This window comes from Ruminococcus flavefaciens (assembly GCF_900143025.1).
In the GTDB taxonomy this organism is placed as follows: domain Bacteria; phylum Bacillota; class Clostridia; order Oscillospirales; family Ruminococcaceae; genus Ruminococcus; species Ruminococcus flavefaciens_I.
The window spans coordinates 1-22870 of sequence record NZ_FRCT01000025.1 but is presented as its reverse complement, the minus strand read 5'-3'; the positions used below and the strand labels follow the sequence as shown (position 1 = coordinate 22870).

At 43.8% G+C, this 22870-nt stretch carries 22 protein-coding genes and 2 rRNA genes; 16 read left to right on the top strand and 8 right to left on the bottom strand.

Annotated features, from left to right (window positions below; translation table 11 throughout):
- Together BUB28_RS16105 and rrf are read left to right on the top strand one after the other, a co-directional pair.
- Positions 1-130: ribosomal RNA gene (locus tag BUB28_RS16105) — 23S ribosomal RNA — on the top strand; the annotation flags it as partial.
- A gap of 64 nt (positions 131-194) precedes the next feature.
- A 5S ribosomal RNA gene (gene rrf, locus BUB28_RS16100) occupies positions 195-311 on the top strand.
- A gap of 69 nt (positions 312-380) precedes the next feature.
- Here rrf and BUB28_RS16095 read toward each other — a convergent pair.
- The 6 genes from BUB28_RS16095 to alr form a co-directional block, all read right to left on the bottom strand.
- A complete protein-coding gene (locus BUB28_RS16095) occupies positions 381-977 on the bottom strand; it encodes a dipicolinate synthase subunit B (RefSeq protein ID WP_072952530.1) in 597 nt (198 codons plus the stop codon).
- Positions 970-1833, bottom strand: coding sequence for a dipicolinate synthase subunit DpsA (locus BUB28_RS16090; protein WP_072952529.1), 864 nt, complete (start codon positions 1831-1833; stop codon positions 970-972). Before BUB28_RS16090 ends, BUB28_RS16095 begins: the two co-directional genes overlap by 8 nt.
- Positions 1834-1975: 142 nt before the next feature.
- Complete coding sequence (locus BUB28_RS16085; RefSeq protein ID WP_072952528.1) at positions 1976-3043, bottom strand: branched-chain amino acid aminotransferase; 1068 nt, start codon at positions 3041-3043, stop codon at positions 1976-1978.
- A gap of 33 nt (positions 3044-3076) precedes the next feature.
- Positions 3077-3208, bottom strand: a complete 132-nt coding sequence (locus BUB28_RS17550; protein WP_278291527.1) for a hypothetical protein — start codon at positions 3206-3208, stop codon at positions 3077-3079.
- A gap of 130 nt (positions 3209-3338) precedes the next feature.
- On the bottom strand, positions 3339-3953 hold the full coding sequence (locus BUB28_RS16080) for a TIGR04100 family radical SAM protein (RefSeq protein ID WP_072952527.1): 615 nt from the start codon (positions 3951-3953) through the stop codon (positions 3339-3341).
- A gap of 480 nt (positions 3954-4433) precedes the next feature.
- On the bottom strand, positions 4434-5570 hold the full coding sequence (gene alr / locus BUB28_RS16075) for an alanine racemase (RefSeq protein ID WP_072952526.1): 1137 nt from the start codon (positions 5568-5570) through the stop codon (positions 4434-4436).
- A gap of 127 nt (positions 5571-5697) precedes the next feature.
- Between alr and BUB28_RS16070 the strand changes: the two genes are divergently transcribed.
- From BUB28_RS16070 to BUB28_RS16040, 7 genes are all read left to right on the top strand, one after another.
- Positions 5698-6399: an SLOG family protein gene (locus BUB28_RS16070; RefSeq protein WP_072952525.1), complete on the top strand. Its 702-nt coding sequence runs from the start codon at positions 5698-5700 to the stop codon at positions 6397-6399.
- A gap of 331 nt (positions 6400-6730) precedes the next feature.
- Complete coding sequence (locus BUB28_RS16065; protein ID WP_072952524.1) at positions 6731-7600, top strand: LCP family glycopolymer transferase; 870 nt, start codon at positions 6731-6733, stop codon at positions 7598-7600.
- 2 nt (positions 7601-7602) lie between these two features.
- On the top strand, positions 7603-8367 hold the full coding sequence (locus BUB28_RS16060; protein ID WP_072952523.1) for a TatD family hydrolase: 765 nt from the start codon (positions 7603-7605) through the stop codon (positions 8365-8367).
- 20 nt (positions 8368-8387) lie between these two features.
- A complete protein-coding gene (locus BUB28_RS16055; RefSeq protein ID WP_072952522.1) occupies positions 8388-9140 on the top strand; it encodes a PP2C family protein-serine/threonine phosphatase in 753 nt (250 codons plus the stop codon).
- A gap of 55 nt (positions 9141-9195) precedes the next feature.
- Positions 9196-10134, top strand: coding sequence for a GNAT family N-acetyltransferase (locus BUB28_RS16050; RefSeq protein ID WP_072952521.1), 939 nt, complete (start codon positions 9196-9198; stop codon positions 10132-10134).
- A 185-nt stretch (positions 10135-10319) separates the two neighbouring features.
- Complete coding sequence (serC, locus tag BUB28_RS16045; protein WP_072952520.1) at positions 10320-11405, top strand: 3-phosphoserine/phosphohydroxythreonine transaminase; 1086 nt, start codon at positions 10320-10322, stop codon at positions 11403-11405.
- Positions 11406-11599: 194 nt separating this feature from the next.
- Entirely contained in the window at positions 11600-12760 is a 1161-nt protein-coding gene (locus BUB28_RS16040; protein ID WP_072952519.1) for a 3-phosphoglycerate dehydrogenase family protein, read from the top strand.
- Positions 12761-13225: 465 nt separating this feature from the next.
- On the opposite strand, the gene BUB28_RS16035 is transcribed toward BUB28_RS16040, so the two are convergent.
- Positions 13226-13891, bottom strand: a complete 666-nt coding sequence (locus BUB28_RS16035) for a hypothetical protein (RefSeq protein WP_207647121.1) — start codon at positions 13889-13891, stop codon at positions 13226-13228.
- 68 nt (positions 13892-13959) lie between these two features.
- On the bottom strand, positions 13960-15555 hold the full coding sequence (locus BUB28_RS16030; RefSeq protein WP_072952517.1) for an MBL fold metallo-hydrolase RNA specificity domain-containing protein: 1596 nt from the start codon (positions 15553-15555) through the stop codon (positions 13960-13962).
- 432 nt (positions 15556-15987) lie between these two features.
- On the opposite strand from BUB28_RS16030, the gene BUB28_RS16025 reads away from it, so the two are divergent.
- The 7 genes from BUB28_RS16025 to BUB28_RS16620 all read left to right on the top strand — a co-directional run bounded on the left by BUB28_RS16025 (position 15988) and on the right by BUB28_RS16620 (position 22527).
- Positions 15988-16455 carry a DUF2975 domain-containing protein gene (locus BUB28_RS16025; protein WP_072952516.1) on the top strand — a complete coding sequence of 156 codons (468 nt, stop codon included), beginning with the start codon at positions 15988-15990 and terminating at the stop codon, positions 16453-16455.
- A gap of 11 nt (positions 16456-16466) precedes the next feature.
- Complete coding sequence (locus BUB28_RS16020; RefSeq protein WP_072952515.1) at positions 16467-16679, top strand: helix-turn-helix domain-containing protein; 213 nt, start codon at positions 16467-16469, stop codon at positions 16677-16679.
- A 68-nt stretch (positions 16680-16747) separates the two neighbouring features.
- Positions 16748-17263 carry an RNA polymerase sigma factor gene (locus BUB28_RS16015; protein WP_072952514.1) on the top strand — a complete coding sequence of 172 codons (516 nt, stop codon included), beginning with the start codon at positions 16748-16750 and terminating at the stop codon, positions 17261-17263.
- A complete protein-coding gene (locus BUB28_RS16010) occupies positions 17233-19029 on the top strand; it encodes a hypothetical protein (RefSeq protein ID WP_072952513.1) in 1797 nt (598 codons plus the stop codon). Before BUB28_RS16015 ends, BUB28_RS16010 begins: the two co-directional genes overlap by 31 nt.
- A gap of 177 nt (positions 19030-19206) precedes the next feature.
- Entirely contained in the window at positions 19207-20529 is a 1323-nt protein-coding gene (locus tag BUB28_RS16005) for an esterase/lipase family protein (RefSeq protein WP_072952512.1), read from the top strand.
- Positions 20530-20636: 107 nt separating this feature from the next.
- Positions 20637-21392, top strand: a complete 756-nt coding sequence (locus BUB28_RS16000; protein ID WP_072952511.1) for a dockerin type I domain-containing protein — start codon at positions 20637-20639, stop codon at positions 21390-21392.
- A 151-nt stretch (positions 21393-21543) separates the two neighbouring features.
- On the top strand, positions 21544-22527 hold the full coding sequence (locus tag BUB28_RS16620) for a dockerin type I domain-containing protein (RefSeq protein ID WP_175547878.1): 984 nt from the start codon (positions 21544-21546) through the stop codon (positions 22525-22527).
- The last annotated feature ends 343 nt before the right edge of the window (positions 22528-22870 follow it).

Genomic DNA, 22870 nt, shown 5'->3' with positions numbered 1-22870 from the left:
CCGACCTTAAGATAAGATATCCCTTCGTAAGAGTAAGACCTCTCATAGACTATGAGTTTGATAGGCTCAAAGTGTAAGCGTGGTGACACGTTCAGCTTGCGAGTACTAATCGGTCGAGGGCTTTTCCTTTTTACTTCATTCAGAGTTCTAGCCTCGCATTACGCTTTATTCCTTCAATTCTTCGCTAATATTTAGTCGGTGCTTATGGCAATGAGGTCACACCCGTTCCCATTCCGAACACGGAAGTTAAGCTCATTCGCGTTGACGATACTTGGCTGGTGACGGCCCGGGAAACTAAATCAGTGCCGACACTTACGGCTCCATTAGATTTCTAATGGAGCTTTTTTGTAATCAGCCCCCAGCATGATGGGGGCTGATTTTTATGGTCGTGAGTGATAAATTATAGGGCGCAGCTGTACGCCGTTGAGAGCTGCTTCAACTGCTTGTGGTATCATTGAAAATTCCGTTACAAGTGAAGCAGGTTTGTTTATCCAGTCGTCCTGTATCATAGGAACGAAGAAATAGTTCTTGCGGTTGAAAAGCTCGCCGAGATTTTTAGCCGAGCCCATAAGAGAATCGTTTGAGGCAATTGCAAGCACCACAGGCTTCCCACGGCGCAGGTGAGACTTTACAGCCATTGTAACAGTGGTATCCGTAACAGCTGAAGCGAGCTTTGCGGCTGTATTTGAAGTGCAGGGAGCTACCACCATTATATCGGTCATATCCTTAGGACCTATAGACTCGGCATCTGCAATGGACAATATAACGTCCCTGCCCGAAATATTCCTGAGTTTTTCGATATTTTCAAGAGCCGTGCCGAAGCGCGTGGATATTGAAGCGGCATTTTCGGACATTATTGGTATAAGCTCTGCACCGTATTCCGCAAGTATCTCAGCCTGTTCAAAGCTTTTCTGAAATGTACAGAATGAGCCTGTCATGGCATAGCCGATTTTTAAACCTTTTAAGGCGTTACTCAATGGCTTCACCCCTTTCAGCTATCATGGAGCTTACTGTTTCTGCGATTATTTCTCCTGAGGTTACGGGAGCAGTTTTGCCTGGGAGTCCAAGTGCCCATATAGCCTTTATTCCGTGTTCGAGAGCAGCATCAAAGTCGATTCCGCCGGGCTTTGATGCAAGGTCGATAAATAGGGTATTCTTGTCAAATCTGCTCAGCATATCGTTGCCGAATATAAGCTTAGGCACGGTATTGAAAACCAGACCGTAATCGCCGTTTAGCCGTTTTGTTGGCACAGAGCGGATACCGTGAAGCCTTGCCTTTGCCGTGCCTCGTGAATTATGAACAGCCGCGGTTATATCCGCACCGAAGCCCTTCAATATCTCAGCAAGAGCAGTTCCAATCCTGCCCATTCCTACGATTAGTACTTTCAGTCCGTTGAGTGTGACAGGCAGCTCCTCAAGAGCGAGCTGTACTGCTCCTTCAGCAGTAGGTACGGCGTTTTTCAGGCTCATTTCCTCACATAGCAGGTAATCGTATACGGTATGCTGAGGAAGGGCTTTTCTTAGTCTGTCATCGACTCTGCCGGCGTATATAACAGCGTCAGCAGCAAGGAACTCAGCCACAGCAGATATAGATATTACAGCAGAGCTGCACGGCGCAAAGAGATTTCCTTCGCTGTTGAGAGGGGGCACAGGCAGCACAGCGCAGTCATAACAGTGAGTTTCCGAGCGTTCAACAGCTTTAAGTTCGAGCTCATCGGGGATACGTTCGCGGTCAAAGCCGAGAACACCTACTTCAAATTCCCGTGACAGCTTGGCGGCACAGTAAAGCTGACGCATATCACCGCCTGCAATAAGTATTTCAGGTCTTTTCATATATTTCTCCAATCTGCCCGAGGGCAAAGAAATGATTATCTCTAATCAGATTATTATATGAAAAAGCAGGAGAGAGTGACAATGCAGCTGACACAAAAAAGGCGTTTCCATTGCGGAAACGCCTTTAAAAATACTATTATTATCAGTCGATAGGAAGAACCCAGCCGAATGTATCCTGGATCTTGCCCCACTGGATACCTGTCATTGTATCATAGAGCATCTGTGAGATCTTACCGATCTTGTTGCCGTTGATCTCCATTACCTTGTCATTCCACTTGAGGTGGCCAACAGGAGAGATAACAGCAGCAGTACCTGTACCGAATACCTCATCGAGCTTGCCTGCATCATAAGCATCAGCGATCTCCTGAATGTTGATACGTCTTTCCTCAACTTCGATGCCCTTTGACTTGCAAACCTCGATAGCAGACTTTCTTGTGATACCAGGGAGGATAGAGCCCTGAAGCATAGGAGTTACTACCTTGCCGTCGATAACGAAGAAGATATTCATAGCGCCTACCTCTTCGATGTACTTCTGCTCAACACCGTCCAGCCAGAGAACCTGTGAGTAATTCTGCTTGTGAGCCTCGTCCTGTCCGATAAGAGAAGCAGCGTAGTTACCGCCTGTCTTAGCGAAGCCCATACCGCCTCTTACAGCGCGGACATACTTGCTCTCAACGTAAATATTTACAGGGTTAAGACCTGTTTCATAGTAAGCACCTGAAGGTGAGAGAATTATTATGAAGAGATACTGAGCGCCTGGCTTAACACCGAGGAATGGGTCAACAGCGATGATAAATGGTCTGATATAGAGTGACTCGCCTTCCTTTGAAGGAACCCAGTCCTTTTCAACCTTGATGAGCTCTGTAAGGCACTTCATGCCAAGCTCAACAGGAAGCTCTGGGATAACCAGTCTCTGGTTTGACTGATTGAGTCTCTTGAAGTTTTCCTCAGGACGGAAAAGCTGAACCTTGCCGTCAGCAGTTCTGTAAGCCTTTAAGCCCTCGAATACTTCCTGACCGTAGTGGAGACACATAGCGGCAGGTGAGAGCTCGATAGGAGCATAAGGCTTGATCTCAGGATCATGCCAGCCCTGACCCTCATCATAGGGCATAACGAGCATATAGTCTGTGAAGATGTGACCGAAGCCGAGCTTGTCGCCTGGCTGTGGCTTAGCCTTGAGGCTTGCTGCTTTTGTGAATTTGATTTCCATTTTATTCAACCTTCTTTTAATAATTTTGACCTGTTAATCTGTGACCGAGAAGTAATTCTTCTCGTAAATGCGCTTGCAGACAAATACAGTAACAGCAGCGGCGATAAATGCCAGAACTGTTGAGGTTACAGAAGCTGCAAGAATAACTTTGCTTTTTTTACTCATAAAAAACTACTCCTTATCTCAGATCAGAGAAATCTTTCAATAAATTATTATATCATATTTCTGTAATTTTTTCCATAGTTGAAATGCTAAAATACTGCACAAATAGAACTGTTGAAATATATGCAATATATCAGTCGTCAAACTTTCTTACGCGGAGCTTTGCACCGAGCTGTGCGGCAAGCTTCTTTGAAGCTTCTATCTGTTCATCGGAGATAACATCGACCACTGAGAGAACTATTTCGGCTCTGCCTATTTTTACGCAGTCGCTTGTGAACTTCTGAAGAGCCTCAAAGGCATTGTCAAATTTGGGGCGTGTAACCTTCATGTACTCGTCCTCAGTGCCTGCGTTGAGGCTTATGGAGATGATATCAAGGGAATAGCAGAGAGCCTTTGAGATGCTTCTGCCGTGGATAAGGTCGCCGAGACCGTTTGTGTTGAGTCTGAGCTTGGGGCAGTTTTCTCTGCTGCGGAGATAAGCGGCAGTTTCGAGAATCATGTCAAGACGCTCTGTAGGCTCGCCGTAGCCGCAGAAAACTATCTCCTTGTACTTTTTGAGCTCGCGCTTTCTCAGATCCATGATTATCTCGTCCCATGTTGGCTCATGCTCCAGCCACAACGGGTCGGAGCCGTATGCACCGTCTGCGTGATTGCGTATGCAGAAGGTGCAGTTGCATGGACATTTATTTGTAAGGTTAAGATAGAGGTTATTTCCTACCTCATAGGATATTGTCATTGCTTTTGCCATATTTTTATCCTCCTTTTTAGCCTTTAGCCCTTAGCCTGTAGGGGCGGATATTATCCGCCCGAAAGTTTAGAGTTAAGGTGTCTGCCTATGCAGACTGATTTGAATTGTAGGGGCTGGTGACTCCCTGTAGTACAGGGAGATGTCCGAAGGACAGAGGGTCGCGGCTCCTGTTGGGAGTCCTCGACAGCCCACAAGTTCTGTAAAAAGTGCAAATAATGCATCATCTATGTAGGGGAGCCAGCCTCGGGCTCCAGCAAGCCCTTAGCCTGTAGGGACGTCGAGGACGCCGTCCCCTACACTATCATAATGTTACACAAAATCAAGCGTAAAACTTTGTACAAAACATAGATTTCAAGAATTATTTTATTGATAATCAATGGTTTTCCATTGATTTTTGCTCATTTTTGCCCCCTTAATAGAAGGGCATATGTTATGAAGCGTTGGTTTATTAATCACTAAAAACTTAGTTCTTAGTTCTGTTTATTCAATATAGATACGTGGTACGCGTTTTGAGATACCGCAGACTACCTCGTATCCGATAGTTCCGTATATCTGAGCGAGGTCATCGGCAGTTATGCGGTCACCGTTCTCCTCGCCGATGAGAATAACTATATCTCCAGATTTAGCCTCGGGAACGTCCGAAACATCTATCATAAGCTGGTCCATACAGACTCTGCCCACTATTTTGCAGCGTTTTCCGTGTACCAGCATCTCGCCCTTTGAGCTGAGAAGCCTTGAATAGCCGTCAGCGTAGCCGATAGTAACGGTAGCGATACGCATTTCATGGTCAGCCACGAATGTACGTCCGTAGCTTATGCAGTCGCCGACCTTTACAGTTTTTACGTGTGAGATAACGGCTTTGAGTTCCATAAGGGGTTCAAGACCCTCGGGGATATCAAGGCTGACATCGGGGTGCAGACCATAGAGAATGATACCTGCACGGGAAAGGGTGCTTCGTGAGCTGTTTCTGTAGCAGGTAGCCGCACTGTTCATAAAGTGAAGGTGACGGAGCTTTATACCGTAGCTTACAAGCACATCGTATGTATCGGTTATGAACTTCTCCTGCTTGTCGGTGTAAGCGATATTATCGGGAGCATCACTGTCAGCAACTGCGAAATGAGTATATATGCCCTCGACTGAGAGCTTATCAATTTTCATCATATCCTCGATCTCGGCAGCGCACTGCTCGGGAGTATCGTGCTTTAAGCCAATTCTTCCCATACCTGTGTCTATTTTGATATGACATCTTATGGGTGCAGGAGTGTTCTTTACAAGCTCCTGAGCATATTCCGTGGAAACAACGCCCTGAATAATGTTGTAGGAAGATATCTCATGCGCATACTCGGGAGGAGTATAGCCAAGAATGAGTATATCTGCTTTTGGAGCAAATTTTCTTACCGCGATAGCTTCATCAAGGTTTGAAACGGCGAAATATTTTATTCCGCACTGCTCTGCGAGACAGCGGACGATATGCTCATCGCCGTGACCGTAAGCGTCAGCCTTGACAACAGCCATTATTTCCGTAGCGGCTGAGTTGAGACTCCTTATTATTTCAACATTTTTTCTGAGTCTGGGCAAAGATATCTCAGCCCATGCTCTTTTGAGATACGGCTTCATTTCCGTTATCAATCCTTTCTTTATGTCAAAGTTAAAATTTAATTACAAGTTGAAAAACGCCTTGAAATAATACATAATATATGTTATACTTTCTATGTATGATTTTTGCGGGAAAGTGAGGTGTGCCATGCTTTTCTCACTTGATTCGGGCATCGAAGTATTGCCTGCGGAGACTTTAGAGACAGATGCAGGGCGCACTGTCTGTTTTACAGGTCACCGCGAGAGCAGCGTGATACCTTATATGAAGGATCCTATCTACAGCAGGTTGACTCTGCGTACTGTTCAGCTAATGCTGTTCAGGTATATAGATATGGCTGTAGAATACGGCTACAGGAGCTTTATCAGCGGGCTTGCCGTTGGTACGGACCTGTGGGCTGCAAAATATATCCTTGATAAAAAACGCGCCGACAGCAGCATACGCCTTATAGGAGTAATGCCTTATCTGCGCCATGCAGAGCGGTTCAGCAGCAGCTACAGGGATATGCTTGCAGATGTTGAAAGAGGAGCTGATCTGCTTCTTTCCACAAATACCGATCCCACAGTAGTATATGGCAAAAGCCGCACAGGAGAGAACACATCTCCCGACCTTTACCGTGTAAGGAATTATTTCATGGTGGACAATGCTTCTGCGGTAATATCCTATTTCAACGAGGGTTCGTTCAAATCGGGAACATATCAGACGCTGAACTATGCAGTCCGACAGGGGCTGAAGATACGCCGTTTTGGTCTTGAGGACGCATATTCCGTCATAAACGAGTGCGGAGCTGATATAGACAGCATACGCAGAAAGCTTGTATTTATGGAAAATGTCTTTGATCTTCCCTATTAATTATATCACATAAAACTTTTTTTGCAAGTTTATTCAGATAATTTTTCAGCAAATAAAATTCAACTTGCTGAATGTCTGTTCTTTTTCAACAGGCTGTTGAATTGTGTGTTTAAACATGGACAGGCAATTCATTTCTGTTGAAAATGTGGAAAACTTTGTGGATAACCGTAACTGCGCCAAGAAGTTTTTAACTTTGATTTCTGGAAAACTTTTTTATTCATTTCCCGATGTATATTTTTAGAATATTACTTTATACGATCAGTTTATATCACTTGTGATATTAATAACATACATATAAAACTGTAAAAAATACATGAAAGGAGCCAATGAAATGGCAAAAGGAAAAAGCGGACATATAGCAGTTCCGTTTCTTGTAACTATCTTTATCGGACTTATAATCGTAGGAGGTATCGCATACGGTGCTTACCGATATTTCGGGCTTGGCAAGCAGGAGGAGCTCACAGAACCGATACCGCTAGCAGTTGATGAGATAACCTCGGGAGACAATCATACTATGCTTATGGTACTCGATGCTCCGGAAAAGAATTGTCCGCCTACATTTATTCTTATGCGTTCAATGCCTATCAAAAAATCAATAGTATTCATCGGAATACCTTCAAATACGATAGCACTTGTTGACGACAAGCAGATGAGCATAAGAGGAAGCTATGAGAGCGGCGGTCCTACAGCTGCTGTGGATTTTGTCACAAAGGTCTTTGGCTTGAATGTTGACAGATATATGAAGCTTAATTCCGATGCAGCCAAGAAGGTCTACGACATATTCGGAGATGTTTCCTATCCTGTAAACGCTGATATCGCAGGTTTCCAGAATGACGGCTCAAGCCAGCTCCTCAACAGCGAGCAGGCACTTACCTTCGTGACATATACCATGTTCAAGGACGGTGAGAGCGAAAGAGCATTTACAGCGGCTTCCTTCCTTACATCGATGTTCAATCAGACAGACGGAAAATATCTTGCTGACAATATGGACAATAACTTCGGCATCATCATAAATATGGTGGAGTCCAACGTTACTTCTGCCGATTACAAAAAGCACAAGACAGCTATAAAGAATATGTTTGAAAACGGAAAGTCCATTGCATCTGCACTTTCACTTGACGGCACCATCTCGGGTCAGGACTTTATCCCGAGCGAGAACTTCATCGAGAAGATAAAAGAAAAGTTTTCAGAGACAAAATAAGCATGAAGATATTTGATACTCACTCTCATTACGCCGACCATGCCTTTGATGAGGACAGGGAGCAGGTACTTGCGGAGCTGCCTGAAAAGGGCGTTGAGCTGGTCATGCTTGCGGCATCTGATATGAGAGATACTGCGGCTAATTCCGAATTAGCGGATAAATACAGTTACGTATACGCTTCCGCAGGTATACACCCCGAAAGCGTTGACGAAACTCCAGGTGACTATCTTGATTTTCTGAGAAAGGTCATCGGTTCAAACCCGAAGGTAAAGGCTGTAGGCGAGATAGGTCTTGACTATCACTATGAGAACTATGATCGCGAAAAGCAGATACGTTTTTTCCGTGAGCAGCTGGAGCTTGCTGCGGAGCTGGATTTGCCTGTTATAGTCCACAGCCGAAATGCCACAGAGGACACGGTTGAGATACTGAAGGAGTACCGTCCGAAAGGCGTTGTACACTGTTTCAGCGGCTCTGCGGAAACAGCAAAGGAAATAATAAAGCTGGGAATGTACATAGGCTTTACAGGAGTCCTCACATTTAAAAACTCAAAGAAAGCACTTAAAGCACTTGAAGCGGTGCCGCTGGACAGGCTTCTTATGGAAACAGACTGTCCGTATATGGCTCCCGAGCCATTCAGAGGCAGACGCAGCGACAGCTCAATGATAGCTTATACAGCTGCAAAGGCTGCCGAGATAAAAGGAGTTCCCACAGAGGAGCTTATCGACATTACCTGCCGTAACGGAATGAGAATGTACGGCATAGAATAAAGAGAAAAGGAGGAGAATGAATGTATTACTGCTGCGGAGTAACGGATAAGGGCATAATGCCGCACAATGAAGATGCCCTGCTCATAAAGGACAGCGTTATAGATTCAGGCTCTTCCGAACAAACTGTATCAGGACCGTTTATTGCAGCTGTATCCGACGGAGTATCGGGCGAGCGCTCGGGCGAACTTGCGTCAAAGATGTGCCTTGAGCTTGTGCGCGATATGAGCTACAGCGGAGAGACAAAGCTGGACGAGGAGCTCCTCGGGATACACCATAAGCTTGCAGAGTACAGCAGATCGGATCCCGAGATGCACAATATGCAGGCTACACTGTGCGGCATAGCAGTGGACGAGAGCAATAATATCCTTACGTTCAATGTCGGAGACTCCCGCCTTTACAGATACCGCAGCGGACGCATCAAGCAGATATCCCGCGATCAGTCTCTTGTGCAGCTTCTCATTGATGAGGGAGCTATAACCCATGAGGAGCGCAAGACTCATGTCCACCGCAATATAATATTCCCCGTTTTGGGCAATCAGAAGTCAGAACCGCAGATAGATACGGTAGTACTTGAGGACGGAATGGAATACGGCGATCTGCTGCTTTTGTGTACGGACGGACTTTCGGATTATGTCTCGATACTTGATATCGAGGAGATAATAGAATTGCCGAAAAGTCTGAAATCGAGACTTCACCTGCTGGTGGAAAAGGCACTTGAAAACGGCAGCAAGGATAATATATCCATAATTGCCGTTGCGTATTATGAAAAATAAGGAACGGCAATGGAAACAGTCTAATGCCGTTCCTTTTTTATTACAGGAGAAAAATATGGAAATAAAGCGATTTGACATCGGAAAAGACCTGAAAAGGCTTGAATACTACCTCAGAGACTGCTACAATGAGACTAAAAACATGACTTCATGGCTTCCCGAAAGGCTTCACGACCTTATCTACAGAATGGACGTACAGTATACGGACTGCGGATCGCCGAGGTCTGCGGACTATATTTTCATTTGGGAGGAAAACGGCAATATAGTCGGCTGCATACTTCCCGACGGTGACGCAGTTTACATGAGCCTGAAAAGCGGCTATAAGAGCCTTTTTGCGGACATGGTGACCTATGCCGAAAAGAATTGCCTGCCATTGTTTGAAAAAGGCAGTGACGGCTCTTACGACTTTCTTGTGATAGCTAACGACAGCCTGACCTACAGAGGTGAGATACTCACGAAAATGGGCTACAAAAGGCAGACTGAGGAGGATTACGACAATTACGCATACCCTCAGACCGCAGATGCAGCTGTAGAGCTTCCCGACGGCTACAGGCTGCTTTATGGTGATGAATACCCTGATGAGGCTTTGAAATGGAGTGCACTCAATCTGGGCTTTCACCCCGAGCTTGAAGCTCCCGACTACAGAAACGGCATGACTGCCTATGATTCACGGAAAAAATCGGCTATGTATGCCGACAGCTTTGAGGCTCTCATAATTGATGAAAATACAGCCGAGGAAAACAATATCTGCGCATATTGCTTCGTTTATGTGGACACAGCTTCAAAAACTGCCCTTATCGAACCTGTGAGCACAAGGGAGAAATACAGGCACAAGGGCTTCGGTACAGCTCTCATGCACGGAGCAGTATTGAAATGCAAAGAAAAGGGCGTTGAGAAGTGCTATGTGAATTCCTACGACTGGCGCAGGAAATTCTACAATGCAGCAGGATTTGTGACCGAAGATTCCGTAGGCTTCTGGCATAAGAAACTGTACTGAAATGTTGCACTGAGTTAACATGTCACAAATGAGCAGCAAATTTGCCCTACCATTTTTAGCTGAATATTAATTTACTGGAAAAATTTCGATTTTATGTCTTGACTTATAAGGGTGAAAAGAGTATAATTTATATTGTATGGCGAATGCTACTTTTTATTTTATATATTAACTTGGAGGTTTTTACAATGAGCAGAGTTTATAACTTCAGCGCAGGTCCTGCAGTTCTTCCTGAGGAAGTCCTCAAGGAATGCGCAGAGGAAATGATGGATTACAAGGGCTGCGGAATGTCCGTAATGGAAATGTCTCACCGTTCAAAGGTATATGATGAGATAATCAAGGAAGCAGAAAAGGATCTCCGTGATCTTATGAACATCCCTGACAACTACAAGGTTATCTTTGTACAGGGCGGTGCTTCACTTGTATTTGCAGGCGTACCTATGAACCTTATGAAGAAGGGCAAGGCTGCTTACATCATCACAGGTCAGTGGGCAAAGAAGGCTGCTCAGGAAGCTGAGAAGTACGGTGACGTAGTAAGAGTTGCTTCATCTGCTGACAAGACATTCTCTTATATCCCTGACTGCTCTGATCTCGATATCCCTGATGATGTTGACTATGTATACATCTGCGAGAACAATACTATCTACGGAACAAAGTTCTGGGAGCTTCCTAACACAAAGGGTCACGAGCTTGTTGCTGACGTAAGCTCATGCTTCCTTTCAGAGCCTGTAGACGTAACAAAGTACGGCGTTATCTACGGCGGCGTTCAGAAGAACGTTGGTCCTTCAGGCGTACAGATCATCATCGTTCGTGAGGATCTTATCGCTGACGGTCCTGCACTCAAGTGCACTCCTACAATGATGGACTGGAAGATCCAGGCTGATAACGAGTCACTCTACAACACACCTCCATGCTACGGCATCTATGTATGCGGTAAGGTATTCAAGTGGATCAAGAAGATGGGCGGACTTGAGGCTATGAAGAAGCACAACGAAGCTAAGGCTAAGATCCTTTACGATTTCCTCGACCAGAGCAAGATGTTCAAGGGCACAGTTGAGAAGAAGGATCGTTCACTTATGAACGTACCTTTCATCACAGGCAATGAGGAGCTCGACAAGAAGTTCGTTGCAGAGTCAAAGGCAGCAGGTTTTGAGAACCTCAAGGGTCACAGAACTGTTGGCGGTATGAGAGCTTCTATCTACAATGCTATGCCTATCGAGGGCGTTGAAAAGCTTGTTGCTTTCATGAAGAAGTTCGAGGAAGAAAATTCCTGACATTTCAAATTCTGAATTCGGATTTAGGAATTCGGAAGAGTTGTGTCCTCTTACGCGGACATATTATAAATGAACTTATAGCTTACTTCGGATATATCGCCGCAGGCGATACCTTTAATTCCTAATTCTGCATTCCGAATTGCTTCCAAGCTCTAAGCTCTATACTCTAATAAAATGGAAAGAGGTTTACTGAAATGTACAAGATTCAGACATTAAATAAGATATCAGAAGTCGGCACAGACGTATTTGACAAGAGCAAGTATGCAATATCTGATGATTGCGCTAATCCTGATGCTATAATGGTTCGTTCAGCAAAGATGCACGATATGCAGTTCGGCGATAATCTTCTTGCTATCGCTCGTGCAGGTGCAGGCGTAAACAATATCCCTGTTGAGCGCTGCGCACAGGAGGGTATCTGCGTATTCAATACTCCCGGTGCTAACTCAAACGCTGTTAAGGAGCTTGCTATCTGCGCACTTCTTCTTTCTTCAAGAAAGATCGTAGAGGCAGCTGAGTGGGCAGCTTCACTGAAGGGCACACCTGATGCTCCAAAGACAGTTGAGAGCGGCAAGTCAAAGTTTGCAGGTCCTGAGATCGCAGGCAAGACACTTGGTATCATCGGTCTCGGTGCTATCGGCGGCAAGATCGCAAATGCTGCTGAGTCACTTGGCATGAAGGTCATCGGTTACGACCCATACCTTTCAGTAGGTGCAGCACTTCACCTTGAGCCTTCTGTAAAGATCGTTACAGATATCAACGATATCTACAAGAACAGTGATTATATCACGATACATATGCCTTACACTCCTCAGACAAAGAACACTATCGACGCTGAGCAGATCGAGATGATGAAGGACGGCGTTCGTCTTATCAACCTTGCAAGAGGCGAGCTTATCAACAGCGAGGCTGTAGTTAAGGCACTTGCAGACGGTAAGGTAGCTAAGTATGTAACAGACTTTGCTGATGATGTAGTTCTCGGCGTTGAGAACGTTATCGTACTCCCACATCTTGGTGCTTCAACACCTGAGAGTGAGGACAACTGCGCTATCATGGCAGCAGAGGAGCTTATCGAGTACATCGAGAACGGCAATATCAAGAACAGCGTAAATCTTCCTAATGCTTCAATGAATGCAGTTGGTACAAAGATCTGTGTTATCCACAAGAATGTACCTACAACTATTGCTTCTATCACAACAGCAGTAGGTAATGAGGGCATCAATATCGAGAACATGGTAAACGCAAGTAAGAAGGACTTTGCTTACACAATGCTCGATGTTACAGGAGATGTACCTCCAACAGTTGAGGGCAAGATCAACGCAGTTGACGGTGTTATCAAGGTAAGAGTTATCAAGTAAGATAATAATACGGAATTCAAGTCCCGAAGCGGTTTCGACTGCTTCGGGACTTTTTTATCTATGTAGGGGCGGCGTTTTGCCGCCCGTGAATTACGCTGCAAACTCAAATGAACAAATATTACGCGATGATATGTCTTGCATAAGAATTACAGCGCGGAGTAAGGGTACAGCGTCACGCTGTTGTATGGGCGAACATTGTTCGCCCGTCGGTTATGAAAAAGCTCGGCTAACGCATAATCTGTGTAGGTGACGCCGCTCTCGGCGTTCCGCAACAATGCCAAATGACAAAATTTTGGGGCGATGTAAAAACATCGCCCCATTGTGAAACGTGTATATTACACAAAAACTGATATCAGCTTTTGTACAAAATACAGATATTAAAATTTATTTTTTCAATAATCAACTGTTTTCCGTTGACTTTCATGCTTTTTTGTCCCTATTATAGAAGGACTAAAGCATATGACTTCACATAGTCCTGCTTATGATATAACGCTTTTTCACATTCAGCAGAGCCGCCGAGAACAGAAGATAGCCTTTTGTTTCTCTGAAATACGGGATAAGCTCATCATCGTCGTAAAAATACAACTTTATCATTATCCGTGCGAACACGAAAACAAATCCGAATACGATCAGCCATCTGCTCTGTGATATGGAATGTCCGCGTAATATCAGCCTTATCATATAGATGAAAAAAACGGTTATCATCAGGGCTGAGAAAATATCCATGCCGATGATAGGATAAAGGTAAGATCTCTTTCCCTTTATGACAAAGCTGTAATTATTGAACTGCTGTGCAAGCTGAGCTATTTCAGCTCCTATTCCCGCAGCAGGGAGTATTATCAGCAGGCGCTGATATTTTTTTACGTTTATTAAGAGTGTGAAAATCAGAAAAGATATTGGGAGTATGCAGTACATAACGAATACCGTTACATAATTCAGCGGCAGTTCGTTGTGTGTCAGATTTATAAAGTCCGAAGGCGGCTTATAGTCTGAACCGAGATTTTTTAGTTTTATGAAATCCTCCATGCCGTGGATAGTATAAAATACAGCATGGACAAAGGACATGATGAAAACGAATATTGAAATTATGATAGAAGAAATTCTGTATCTTTTTCGCTCAATATCGCTCATATTTCTGCATATGGGACATAGAGCGGAATTATCGTGTATTTTTGAGCCGCATCTGTCGCAGGAACGCATTACAGCTTCCAGCTGTCACAGAGCTTATGTATAGCCTCTGTAAGCTGGCGCATATCTGCATTTGTTCTGCCTTCCGAATCCTTGATAAGAGCCGCAAGTCTGTCCGAAGCAGCGATGAGGTCGCTGTAGGCGATACTGAAGTTTGCGGAATTCTTCTTCTTTGGTATCGGTATAGGTTCCGCATCGATAGTAATGACATTCTCAGCGATATCGAATTCAGCACCGCTGTACGGTACATATACATCTTTACCCAGTTCATCTCTCAGACGCTGTGCAAAGCTTTCTGAGGAGCTTGCTTCACCGTGATTGATGAAGAACCTCTGAACTCCCGAAACAGCCTTTGCCCATTCAAGAAGTCCGTTCACATCAGCATGACCGCTTATGCCCGGGAGCTGAGTGATTCGTGCGGCGACCTTTACAGTCTCACCGAATAGCTTGACCCGCTTTGCGCCTTCAACAAGGCTTCTGCCGAGGGTATTGCTTGCCTGATAGCCGACAAAGAGGATAGTATTCTGCTTTTTCCAGAGGTTGTGCTTGAGGTGGTGCTTTATTCGTCCTGCCTCACACATACCGCTGGCAGAGATGATGACCTTGGGGCGTTCATCGCTGTTTATTGCGATAGAGTCGTTACTTGTTACGGTGCGGATAAGGTCAGGGAAGCCGATAGGGTTTATGCCCTGACGCACGAAGGAAAGAGCCTCCTCATCGTAACAGCTTTCGCGGTTATTTACGAAAATGTCGGTAGCTTCATTGGCAAGAGGACTGTCCACATAAACAGGGAAGCCGTCGTGACCTGTTACAAGTCCCTCGGACTTGATATGCCTTATGAAATAGAGCATTTCCTGAGTTCTTCCCACTGCAAAGGACGGTATGATAACGCTTCCTCCGCGGTCAAAGGTCTCCTGAAGCACTTTTGCAAGCGATGTGGTATAATCCGTAGGACGGTCGTGGATACGGTTTCCGTAGGTGGACTCCATTACAACGTAATCAGCATTTGCGAAATGCTGTGGGTCGCGTATGAGTGGCTGGTGGATATTTCCGATATCACCAGAAAAGGCGATAGTCTTTGTAACTCCGTCCTCAGTAAGAGTGAGGAGTATGCTTGACGAACCGAGCAGATGACCTGCGTCACGGAAAAGCACCTTTATTCCCTCGCATATCTCGACTTCTTTTTCGTACTGATGAGGCACAAAAAGCTCGATAGCGCCGAGAGCGTCCTCCATTGTGTAGAGAGGCTCGTAGTTGGGGTCGCCTCGTCTTTCAGCCTTACGGCTGCGCCATTCTGCTTCAAATTCCTGTATGTGGGCACTGTCTCGGAGCATAACGCTGCAAAGATTTGAGGTAGCCTCCGTAGCGTGTATCTCGCCCTGAAAGCCCCCTGCATAGAGCAGCGGCAGCAGACCTGAATGGTCTATATGTGCGTGAGTCAGGAGAACGAAGTCGATACTTGAAGGTGAAACAGGTACCTGAACGTTCTCGAATATGTCCTCGCCCTGCTGCATACCGAAGTCCACAAGGAACTTCTTGCCGCAGGCTTCTATATAAGTGCAGCTTCCCGTAACTTCATGGGTAGCGCCGATAAAAGTCATTTTCATTGAAAAACCTCCCGCGAAAATCATCATTGCTTTGCAATAATGATTTTTAATTAGGAATTAGGAATGAGGAATTCGGAATTATCAATGTTTGGCGTTTGCCGATACAATAATTCCTAATTCCAAATTATGAATTCCGAATTCTATACATATATTATATCATATTTCTGCGCTATTGTCTATAATAAAACTGTGAAAAATGACTGAAAACTAAAATTCGATAGCACTGATTTAATGATAAACGATAAATAATTATCGTGCGAAATATACAATAAAGTGCGGGGAGTACAGAGGAATTTATGTTTAATCATACAATAATTAATGATAAACGATAAATAACTGTTGACAAACGTTAAAGGCTGTGCTATTATAAACTCACAGAAACAGAGTCTCTAAGTTCTGATACGAACAAATAATTCTTAAGGAGCGATCAACATGAATAAAACAAAAGTAGAAACCATGATAAAGAGAAGCAGCCTGATCGTAATGATAATAGCTGCTGCTGAGGCAGCTATTGCGTTGTTTTTAGTAATAATGGAATACAGTAAATTAAAAAGTGCTAATAGGATGCCTGATTCATTCTATAATCTTTTAATGCCTGAAGTTGTAGAAATGCTTTTCAATGGGATCGTATATCTGGTTGAGGTGATAATATTTTTCAGGATATTCCGAAGCGGCAGACCGTTTACAAACGGCAATATAATAGCAGTCAGAGTTATAGCGGCACTGTCGTTGGTCGGCAGTATTATCGGTGTATTGATAAGGTATCATGCAGGTATCACGATCACATCTGCATTATTCGGTTCTGTTTTTTCAGTATTCGGAGCTGTGGTTTTCCTGTTCTTTGCCGAAATAATGCGTTACGGAAAGCTTCTCCAGATCGAGTCTGACGAGACTTTGTGAGGTGAGCGGTTATGTCGATAATCCTTAGACTTGACCGCGTAATGGCGGACAGAAAGATAAGCCTTAACGAGCTCAGCGACCGTGTGGGAGTCAGCAACGTCAATCTCTCAAAGCTGAAAACAGGCAAGGTAAGTGCAATACGCTTTTCCACTCTCAACGCCATATGCAAGGCACTGAAATGTCAGCCGGGTGATATACTGGAATTTACTGACGACGAGGAATAAATTTTTTTAAATTCTCTGCACAATTACTCATTCTCCATGTGTGTTATATATGAAAGGAGGTCACAGCAATGAATAATGACAGTACTGCATTATACGCATTCAGAAAATACGGAAACACAGTCCTGCGGGCAGCCTTTGCATTTTGCGGCAGCTATGCCGAATCGGAGGATATAGTTCAGGACGTTTTCCTTTCATTACACACATCTCCCAAATCCTTTAATGACGATGAACACCTAAAAGCATGGCTTCTGAGGGTGACTATAAATAAGTGCAAAAATCTCAAAAGGAGCTTTCGTTTCAGTCGTACCTGTTCTATAGACGAGATAGAGCAGTCAGAGGCTATTTATGAGATAAGCACCGAGGGACGCGAACTGCGAAGTCAGATAGCGAAGCTTCCGAGAAAGTATGCCGAGGTGATATTCCTTTATTATTATGAGGGCTACAGTATAAAAGAGATATCCGAGATAACCGAGAAAAATGAAAATACGGTGGGTTCACTGTTAAGAAGGGGAAGAGAGAAATTAAGGGCTGAACTTGAAAAGGAGGATGAGTCATGCAGAGAAACGATTATAAAGACGCTCTGAATGAGCTTCAGCTCAGCAGCAAATTCTGCGAGGAAATGGAGAAAAAGCTTACAGAAAGCAATAATGTAAGATCAGACGAATATGAAGATATCGTAACTCATGTTGATGTAATAAAGCCAAAAAGATTTCGCGGACTCGCTACAGCTGCGGCTTTTGTTCTGGCAGCAGGCGGTATTGGCGGCGGAGCTTATTATAAAATAAATGCAAAGTACAACAGCGGTCCTCAGAGCGAACAGCAGGAATATGATGAGTATAACTGTAATTTCCCGTTTGCTACGCTCCCGCTCCATGATGTTGTATTCAATGTATGTGACAGAGCTATACGTTCATCGGTACCTGCTTATGATAAAATAGCCAAAAATCTTGATGATTTTTTTGAACACGCAGAATGGACAGAGCTTTCTGATGAAGATTATAATGTTGACCGCAATACTTATGCAGGTATTGATTTCTTGGTGAATGAATATATTGTTCACATACAGTCTAATGAAAAGGTATATGTATCGAAGCGTTTAATAAATTTAAACGATTCGGTTTATTATACCGATGATTATGATTATATTACTGCCGATGGACTTTATGTTATCAACGGTCAGTCTGAAAACTATGAATATTTCAAATATTCTCTGCCCGAGGGCTCTTATAAAAAGATTTTGAGCATACTGCTTGAGGATAGAGTGGATACAAATGCTGATTTCTGCGGTGTTAGCGGTAGCTTTATAAATGCCGATTACCACACCTCAAAGGAAGAGGGCAAGGTGACGGAACTTCAGGCATATTCGCTTTCATATCTTTTAAATAATGCAATATGGACTACTGAGACAGAAGGATTTGAAGAGGATACCGAGAAAGAACCGATAACTCTTAATATGGTCGATAACAAGGATCATTATGAAATAAAAATATATCGAAACGGTATCACATATATTACCAAGACCACAGAGGAAAGCAATGCGGAAGAGGTATCAAAACAGCGTTTCAAGGATAAAGATGCATATAATGATCTGTTGAGCACACTTACCACTCTTGATGAAAGTCAGTGGATAGTTCCTTGTCCTATAGACTTTAAGAAAGAAAATGCAGTGCTTATCAAGAAAACAGACGGTGTGGAAAAGGCATATCTTATTGATGGTTATTCGTATGATTCCCTTGCGCTTATGCTTGAAAACTTTGAATGGACAAGATGCGATGATGTTTACAACAATGCTTTTCTGTCAGACGGCACTTATATGCCTGTTATAGACAAGGATAAGATAGCACAAAATGATAATTCATTTACAATAGTCATTGGTGCGCAGGCTATTGTGATAAATGATAATAATATGATCTATTCGTCTCCTTACAGATATGGTGTGACCGACATTGATCATTCTATTATTGATGTCTGGGTACAAAATAACAATTTTCAGGATATGAGCGATGACGAGTTTGTAGACTGGGCGATAGATAATGTAATGCAGAAAGGCGAAATGAATACATACTATTCTATTTATTCTTTGGATCAGGAAGCAGGACCGCAGGAAGTTCTGATAAAGGATATAGAGGAGAACAGAGAAAAACTGAAAGCCCTTGAATGGACAAAGCTGAATAATCCGGAATTTTTTGACGATAAAAATATTGCTTGTCAGATGTATAATACGCATTTGAGTGTACGCATGGACAAAAATGGTATTATGAAGCTCGGAATCGGCGATAATTCATATTATTTCAGCACTTCTCCCGAACAGTTTGCAAAGATAGCTGATGGTCTTTTGAACTATAAATAAGATATTTTCTAATATTTCGCACACATTTGATGTGGAGGGATTTGCCGGCGCATTCCTGCCTTATTCGGTCAAGGCAGGAATGCGCTGTGCGTTTATTGACAAAAACTTGCCTTTAGATGTATAATCTTAGTGTGATACGGTAATGTATCGGATAAGAATTATATGTGAGGGAAATATATGGGAATACTGTCTCTTTTAATAAAAATGGTGCTTGCCTTTTGTGCAGTTAATATATATGCGCTTTCTATGGTGTATTTAAACGGAGCTATGGCGGTATTGGCAATAATCATCGGTATATTCTTTGTATTTGCTCTGTGCGCATTTCCTTGCCGTTCAAAAGAGGGTGGCAGACTGGGGCGTATGCACCGCGGAAGCTGTCTTATGAAGATATTCCTTGCAGATGCTACTGCGGAGATAATAGGGGCTGTTTATTTTGCCGTAAGCGGAAAATGGGGGATAACGGTTACTGTGAACTGCATCATAGCTGTGATACTCCTTGCCCTGATGTTTATTACGGCGGCTGTGAGGATATATACAAGCTCGGTTCAGATAGGCATAAAATGGAGAGTGCTGGGTGTTATCTTCGCATTTATCCCTGTGATAAACGCGGCTGTCCTCTTTAAGATGTTAAGGCTTACGGACAATGAATACAGAACGGAATGTGATAAGCTTGCTCTTGACCGCTCCCGTGAGCAGGAAAGAGTATGCGCTACGAAATACCCGATACTCATGGTACACGGTGTATTTTTCCGCGATGTAAAGGCTTTAAACTACTGGGGAAGAATACCGCAGGAGCTGGAAAAGAACGGTGCTAAGATATACTACGGCTGTCAGCAGTCAGCGGACTCTGTAGCAGGCTGTGCCGCAGAGCTGAAAGCCAAGATAGACGAGATAGTAGAAAGGGAAAAGTGCGGAAAGGTCAATATAATAGCCCATTCCAAGGGCGGACTTGATTCAAGATACGCAATATCCATGCTGGGAGCAGGTGACAGGGTGGCAAGCCTTACAACTGTGAATACGCCTCACAGAGGCTGTCAGTTTGCGGATTACCTGCTTAATAAGGTGCCCGAGAGCTTCAAGAACGGACTTGCGGACAAGTACAATGCCGCTTTGAAAAAGCTTGGCGATACAAAACCCGATTTTATGGCGGCAGTCACAGACCTTACCGCTTCTGCCTGCGAGGAGATGAACAAGCTTTGCGAAGATGTGCAGGGGGTATATTATCAGAGCGTGGGGTCACGGTCGGTATCGGCTATGGGCGGACGGTTCCCCCTGAACCTTTCCTATCATTTCGTGAAGTATTTCGACGGACCAAATGACGGTCTTGTTTCAGTGGAGTCCATGAAATGGGGCGAGAGGTTCATATTTGCCGAGCCAAATGGCAAACGCGGCATAACTCACGGTGATATAATAGACCTTAACCGCGAGAATATAAAGGATTTTGATGTAAGAGAGTTTTACGTGAAGCTGGTCAGCCAGCTTAAAGAAAAGGGCTTTTGACAACTGCGTTTTTGGCATTTATTTCATCGTTTTCTCTTGACATCGAACGGCTTTTCTCATATAATAAAAGTACAAGATATCGGACATATTACAAAGGAGGCATTATTATGATAAAATCAAAGCTTTTAGCAGGCGTATTGTCAGGGATCATGGCAGCTGCGGCAGCTTCCGCTATGACAGCATCAGCTGCTGAGTTCAAGCTGGGCGACCCTACAGGCGACGGCATGATAGATTCCATTGACGCTTCGTATATACTCAGTCTTTATGCTGACCTTTCCGTAAATAAGGGAGAGATAGCAGATGAAATTTTTGCGATATGTGATGTTGATAAGGACGGCAAGGTAAATTCCCTCGATGCTTCTCTTATCCTTTCATATTACGCAGATCAGTCCATAGGTGATATTGAGATCACCCTGGAGAAATTCATCGAAAATCTTGAGAACAAGGTTACATCATGGTGGGACGAGAATGCAAAGGATCTTGATCTGTCTGCATTTGATCCAGATTCCGAGTGGAGCAGTTCATGGTGGAATATGGGTACAGACCAAAATCCATGGATGTATCCCTGGAGTTGGTCCGGTTATGAGGGTGTAGGATTGAATCCCGTAAATATCGACGGAGAGGACAGTATCCCTGCAACATGGATCAGCGATGATGCATGGAATCCATGGAATCAATGGTATCAATGGGGTTCATGGGAGAACTCTCCATGGAGTAAGGAAAATCCTTATCAATTGAGCTTGGTGGATGATACAGATGAACTCAGGCAGGCATGGCAGGACTACAGCGATCTCCTCGGAGAGGTAGATGCTGAAAGCACTGCTATTGCAGAAGGAACTGAAACACAGTCTGCCGAAAAATGAATAAAAATATAATAATGTTAAACAAAAAAGTCCTCGCAAGAGGACTTTTTTAATTGTTTTAGTTATTTAATATATAATCTATTGACATCTGCATATGCAATTTATATAATGTAATTAGAAAAATATTGATAAATCATAAGGGGGTATGATTATGAATATTAAAAAGTTTTTAGCAGGTACAGTCGCAGGAATCAGCGCAATTTCATTATGTGCGCCATTAAGCCTCAATGCAGCAGCTTCAGATGACGAATATGTTGAGCAGGCGGACTTTCCGCTCATAGCATACCACATATTGAAGGATCATGTTGAAGTTGAAAAAAATCCCAGAATAAAAGAGCTTGAAGATCTTATTCAGGATATGGAAGCTTATCTTATGCCGGGTAAAAATGGTGCATATAATAAAGAAGGCGAATGGGAATGGTCGGGCAGTATTCCGGAGGGATATGAGGCAGCTGCCGAGAAGGCGAAAAAGGCTAAGGCTGAGCTGGACGGCATACTTCAAAAGATAAGCACGACCGATATCGTTATAAAGGAACTGGTAAACGGTCTGCCTGTAACGGGAATCGCTTATCAGTGCTTTTACGGAGATGATACGATAAAGTCCATTGTTCTGCCTGATACTATCACTATGATAGCAGGAAGTGCGTTTGAAAAATGCTCTGAGCTGGCATCAATAACCATTAAAAATCCTGATTGCAATTTAGTCGCCGGAGTTTATTATTCTATATCAAACGAGACAGAAAGGGTAGAGTGGAAAGAAGGCAAAAAACGCTATCTGAAGTATGTCCCGAAATTCAACGGAACGATATACGGCTATGAGGACTCTACTGCGCAGGCTTATGCGGATAAGTATGATTTCAAGTTTGAGCTCCTTAGCGACAAGCAGACGCAAACAGTGCTTGGCGACCTTAACGGCGACGGCAAGATAGACTCTGTTGATGCATCAAATCTGCTACAGGCTTATGCTGTGTTTGCAACAGGTAAGTCTCAGCCTACCGAGCATGAACTGGCTGTCAGCGATGTGAATTCTGACGGCAAGATAGACTCCGTTGACGCTTCAAAGGTGCTTTCGTATTATGCATATGTCTCTTCAAGCGGAAGCCAGAGCTTTATTGAGTTTTTAAAGAAATTATAAAAAAAGCCCTCATAACCGTGGTACTCATATAGAAGCTTATACTATTTATCGGGGAAACCTTTCTGAAGAAAGGCTTCCTCTGACGGAGGCGCGCCCCTCTGCCCTTCGGGCATCTCCCCACACTGTGGGGAGTAACCCCGAACCCCTTTCCAAAGACTTTTTTAGCTGATTTTTTCTCAGATAGGGCACACCCTGCATTACTTGCGGGGCTTTTTTATTTTCGGTGTGCCCTATCTGAGAAAAAATAAAACTGAAAGTTTTAGGGAGAGAGTTTGAGAGAAGCCCCTTTTTCAAAAGGGGTTCTCTCAATAAATACTACAAAACTGCTATATGGGTATCGAGG